The organism is Mesorhizobium sp. M7A.F.Ca.MR.362.00.0.0, assembly GCF_004023175.1.
Taxonomy (GTDB): Bacteria; Pseudomonadota; Alphaproteobacteria; order Rhizobiales; family Rhizobiaceae; genus Mesorhizobium.
Window position 1 is genome coordinate 2,523 of the sequence record NZ_RZTF01000043.1, and the last position, 5,705, is coordinate 8,227.

Here is a 5,705-nt window from a genome sequence, read left to right on the forward strand (position 1 = left end):
CCGGTGCTGGCGCAGGGACGGACGCGCCCACCATTGTCAAGCTCATGGGCCAGACCGCAGGGGAGGCACAGTACAACGCGGACAGCGCCATGTACGGCGGCTATTCACGCTCGGCAGGGCTCATGGACAGCGCCAAGGGCAAGCGGGCAGAGGGCAAGGCTTCCTTGCTCGGGTCAGTGTTCAGCGGCTTTGGCGGCGTTGCCAAGGGCCTAACAAGCACGTTCGGGTAATCCAGTATGGCGAGATTGCCCACAGCCCTAGACCTCAGCGGCCCGGAGAACATGCGTTCTGGCCGCGTGATCGCGACCCAGGATACGAGTGCGATAGGTCGTGGGCTTGCCAGTCTCGGCGCTGACATTTCGGCTATCGCGAAGGAACGGCAGGACCAGCAGAACACCGTTGATATCGCCCGTGCCGAGGCAGAGAAAACCAAGGGACTGCTTGGTGTCCAGAACCAGTTCGCCAACGATCCGGAATATTCAACCTATGGCAAGCGCGCTCCGGTCCAGACAGGCGAGGTGGTCAAGAACGCCGGGAACCTGATCCGCGACCCGAAGATGCGCGAGCGCTGGCTGATCGGCGCTGGCACGGATGCTGTGCGGGTCAATGACGGCATCAATGATCGAGGCGTCCAGGTCCAGCGCGAAGCCGAGACCGTGGCGTTCGATAATGCGCTAGAGGAAAACCGGCGACTCTACGTCGATCCGAACACCCCGGAAGATGTCAGGGCCAAGGCCAAGCAGGATATCGAAGGCGCGATCCAGGCCGGCAAGGAGTCGGGCCTGCTCGACCCCAATGCCGTCGAAGCGCGCCGCAAGACCTATATTGAGGATGCCGACTTCAGCCGGGGCAAGCTGGCGGTCGATCAAGATCCCAGCATCATTTCCAAGCCGAAGGGACCGATAGCCGGCATCGTGGCGTCAGCAGCTCAGCGGCATGGTGTGCCACCAGCGATTGCCCTGGGTATCGCCCAGATCGAAAGCGGGATGGACCCGAACGCTAAGGCAAAGACCTCGTCGGCAGGCGGCCTGTTCCAGTTCATCGACGGCACTGCTGCGCAATACCATCTACGCAACAAGTTCGACCCGGAAGCCAACGCTGATGCAGGGGCGCGCTTCACCAAAGACAACATGGTTGGCTTGCGCCGTGACTTGGGCCGCGAGCCGACGCCGGGCGAAGTGTATATCGCCCATTTCGGGGGTTACGGTGTGGCAGAGAAGCTTGGGAAGGCTTCAGCCGACACCCCAACGAGCGCCATCTTCAGCCCCTCAGCCATCGCTGCTAACCGTTCGATTCTCGCGGGCAAGACGGCCGGTGACGTGAGGGCTTGGGCTGACAGCAAAATGGCGAAAGCCATGCATCAGGCCGGCGCTGGGAATAACCCCGACTGGTACAAGACGCTCTCGCCCGAGCAGCGCTATGTGATCGACAACGAGGTCGACACCCGCAACAACCAGATCGCCGTGGAATCGCGCGCCGGTATCGATGTGGCCGTCTCAAATGCCCCTGCGGCAATCCTGAACACCGGCACTTATACGGGCCAGGTTCCCAATGCCGACCAGTTCTCCCTGGCTTATGGACCGCAGGAAGGCGCTGACCGCTATAACAATTTCGTCGCCTCGATGCAGACCAGCAAGCAGGCATATGACATGCGCACCATGTCGGCGGCCGATATCCAGTCGATGGTCAATGAGGCCAAGCCGGTCTCTTCTGGGGAGGGGGCAGCGCTAGAAAGCAAGCGCTACGAAACACTCTCCAATGCTGCCGAGACGACGCTGAAAGCCCGTGAGGCTGATCCGGCTTCCTATGTTCGCAATGCCTTCCCGGCGGTGAATGAGCAGTGGAGCAATGCCGCCGCACAGGGCAATTACCAGGGCGCTGTCGCTGCATCTATCGCGGCTCAAGAGCAGATTGGCATCAAGAACCCGCAGCCTTTGCCGAAGGATATCGCCACCACTGCGGTTGGAGCGTTCAAGGATGAGACCCAGCCGCAGGCAAACCGCATTGGCGCCGTTGCCAGCATCATCATGGCGACGAACGATCCGGTCCAGCGCGGCCAGTTGTTCAATCAGATGGTCAGCGAAGGTCTGCCGGACATCACTCAGGGTGCTTTCGAGGCCCTATCGCGTGGCGACCAAGGCGCTGCCAACCGACTGTTCCAAGCCGCGATGGTTGACCCGACCAAGCTTGCCGGACAAGCCAAGGATGGCCAGAAGCCCGCCGACATCGATCTTGCAGTTCAGACCACGCTCATGGATCAGGGCCAGGTTGGCGACCTGTACTATGGCCTGTCGAATGGTTCGGCCGAAAATTACACCCGTGCGCAGCGGGATTCGAAACTCATCAACAATGCCGTGAACCTTCGTCTTCGCAATGGCGAGACCATGGATGCGGCAATCGCCGGCGTGTCGAAAGACCTCTATGGCGACGTGCAGGCGGTGAACGATACAAACATGCAGATCCTTGTCCCCAAGGATCAGGACGCTGCCGCTGTTCAGGCTGGTCTCGCTGCACAATTGCCCAATGTCCAGAAGGCTGTTGAAAACGCGCTGGCACTGCCGGGAGCAGGTCCAAGCGGAACGGCCAAAGGGTTGGTTCAGCCGGGCAACATCGATCTTGCCACCCGACCCATCGTGAAGAACGCGGATGGTACGATTAGTACAGTGCGCTCGATGTCGTATGAGAACGATGCAGGGCAGGAGGTGTTGATCCCCACCGTATCGAATGAAGGCCGGATCATGTCGAATGAAGAGGCTATCAAGTATTGGGGGGAGAAAGGCCAATTCCTCGGCAAATTCGATAACCCTGACGATGCCACCGCCTATGCGCAGTCCTTGCATGAAACCCAGGCGCAGTTCTATGGCAACCGAGCCAGCGGCACAGCCGCCATCCTGGAAGCTACAACTCAGAATTACACTAAGGATCTGCTGGCAAACGGCTATTTCCGCAACTCCGGCGATGGCTATGTGTTCATCGATCCGAAGACCGCACTGGCGATTGCCGACGATAACGGCCAGCCCATCATCTTCAAGCCAAGCGCGGTTCCTCAGCCTCAGCCCGTGGACAACTACGCCAATCCAAACGTTGGCATCCGCGATTCTGTGATGGGCGTGCAATGAGCGGCGTCTACTCGATGACGAGTGGCCCGACCTATGCGGGCGCAAGCCGTCAAGACCTGTTCGATTCCGCGATGAACCAGCCGCTTAACCTGACCTCGACCCTCGTTGACCAGGCAAAGGGCGGCATTCTTGAAAGCTTTGGCCTCGGCACGGCGATCAAAGACCTCACCACGCCACAGGGCAACGAGGCGCCAAGTCTTGCTGAACCGCTGTACGGCATGGCCGCTATCCCGATCCCCGGCGCTTATTCGCTGCTGAAGAGCGGCGTTCAGTCGATGATGGATCAGGGCCAGCCCTTGACCGAGGATGCCTATAGGGGCTCGGCATTCTTCCGCAAAGACATTCCGTGGGATCAGGGCATGACAGACGCGCGGGCTGCTGCGCTCGCTGCTTCTGACGATGCCAAGAAGGTCAGGGAGTATTACGCCACCAAACGCCCGTTCTCGTCGTTCGTCGGGGCCATGGCGGGCCAAGCGCTTGATCCGGTCAACTATGTGCCGGTATTCGGCGAAGCGGTTCAGGCTGCCGCTATTGGCCGGTTCGGGTATGTTGCGGGCAGAGCGATAGTTGCCGGCGCAGACGCGGCCCTGAACACGGGCATTGCCGGTCTGGTCACGTCAGATGCGCGGGCCAAGTTCGGCGATGATGTATCATGGACAGCACTCACTTCGCAGATGGCCAGTGCTGCCCTGATCGGTTCAGCTTTCGGTGCCGTCCACGGCGCGCTAGGCAGGCGTGTGGACGCGCGAGCGGTCTCAGAGGCAGAGCAGCGCCTCGCAACACTGAAGACCACACAGGAGGCCCGCATTGCCCTGAATGAGGGCATCGACGCTATAGCCAACGGCGAGGACATCAAGCTTTCGCCGAATGCGACCGAACCGATGGCGCGCGTGGCGGGCGAGATTGGCAACATCCCAGAGCCAGAGACCGTTATGGATTCCGCCGGTGCCGCTCACGAAATTGGCGGCGGCACTGTCCCTGAGCGCGGCTTGGTTGTCGCCAATCAGTATGCAGACGGCAAGATCTATATCGGTAATCCAGGCGATCTGCATTTCTCAGTGCATGACAGGTTCCCGCATTCGCTACGTGGCGACCCTGTGCGCGATGGCTTTGTCACGCCAGATGGTCAGTTTCTAGATCGTGCGCAGGCTCTCTCATGGGTTGCCGCGAACGAAAAGGCGGTGCGACCATCAACGAATATGGGGAAGGAACTGGACGCTCTCGACTATCGTGAACAAGTGCCGGACAGCAAAAGGAAACTTCCCGGTGAAAAGACGTACTATCACGGTGGCAAGGCGGACCTAACCGAGTTTTCTGATGCTTTCCGTAGGGACGGCACGCCGAAAGATAAGCACGATGTGCTTGGCATCTATGTCACGGAAAATAGGACTTTGGCCGAACAATATATCGGCAAGAGGCCCGATGGGGTTCCTGATGGAAAAATCCACGAAGTCCACATCGATGTTAAGAATCCGCTCACTCTGCCGAATGCGGAGTTTCCCGATATCATATCCACCGCGCTTTCACGGTCAGATGTGGCCAAGATCAAGGCGGCTGGATACGACGCGATCATAAACCCAGAAAAGATGGAAGTGGTTCTATTCGACGGCTCGCAGGTCAGGCGCAAGCCCCTGATCGCACCACCGGCGGAGCGTGCCGCTGCACCGCGCACCATCGATACCACAGCGGCCCGTCCCGACCCGGCACCTGAAGGCGTCAAGCAGGCCGAAGCCTCTGTCGCCAAGCCGGAAGACACCAAGAACCTTGCCGAGCAATACCGCGTTGATACCAAGACCGGATCGTTCGCGGAAGAAGGCGAAGTCGCTCAGCTCGCGGCTGAAGGCCGATTGACCGAGGAAGACGCGGCAACATTGGCCCAGGCGCAGATCGATTATGAAACAGGCTCGGCCTATGCCGAAGCCTTGAAGAGCGTGGCGGGGTGCCTCCTGTGAAAATCCGCTACAAGATGGGCGAAGACTGCTTCAATGCTGCTCATGCGGCATCAGGCGAAAAGCTCAGCCGTGAGGACATCGAGGCCGCTTTCCAGCGCATGGCCGAATACAAGGCCAGCCTCCAGGGATCGGGTGATATCGCTGGCCTTGGCGACAAGCTGAAATCCTTCGCGGAGCGTGAGGCAGAGCGTACCAGAATTGCCGCAGCACTACAGAAGCGCCATGCCGCGCTGAACATCCTCGTTCGGGATCGCCTGGACCAGGCTGTCACCGGCTTCATCAAGGCCGGCATGACGCCACGAAAGGCGCTGCTGGCTGTACTGGAAGGCACGCAGAAGGGCGTTGAAGGCGGTCGCAATTCGGTTCATGCGCTGAACGGGGCTTACGAAGCCCGTTATATCGGCGGCATGTTTGCGGAAATCCAGGCTGATGCGCCTCACCTCATGTATGCTTTGCGCGATCAGCGCCTAGATGCCGATATCCTTCGCGAGATGGCGGAACTGAAAGAGGGCGGTAAACCCGGCATCACGGGCAACAAGGATGCCCAGTACGCGGCCAAGGTGTTTGCGAAATACGCAGAGCTGAGCCGCACCGACCTGAACAAGCTTGGGGCGTCGATCGGCAAGCTGGACGG

The 5,705-nt window shown here is 59.8% G+C and carries 3 protein-coding genes; all 3 read left to right on the plus strand.

Annotated features, from left to right (window positions below; all coding sequences use genetic code 11):
* Positions 1 to 89: 89 nt before the first annotated feature.
* Positions 90 to 230, plus strand: coding sequence for a hypothetical protein (locus tag EOC06_RS40070; protein ID WP_164898509.1), 141 nt, complete (start codon positions 90 to 92; stop codon positions 228 to 230).
* A gap of 66 nt (positions 231 to 296) precedes the next feature.
* On the plus strand, positions 297 to 3,119 hold the full coding sequence (locus EOC06_RS40775; RefSeq protein WP_206631166.1) for a transglycosylase SLT domain-containing protein: 2,823 nt from the start codon (positions 297 to 299) through the stop codon (positions 3,117 to 3,119).
* Positions 3,116 to 5,071 (plus strand): hypothetical protein, encoded by a 1,956-nt coding sequence (locus EOC06_RS08760; RefSeq protein ID WP_128307517.1) that lies wholly within the window; start codon positions 3,116 to 3,118, stop codon positions 5,069 to 5,071. The genes EOC06_RS40775 and EOC06_RS08760 overlap by 4 nt, the downstream gene beginning before the upstream one ends.
* Positions 5,072 to 5,705: the final 634 nt, after the last annotated feature.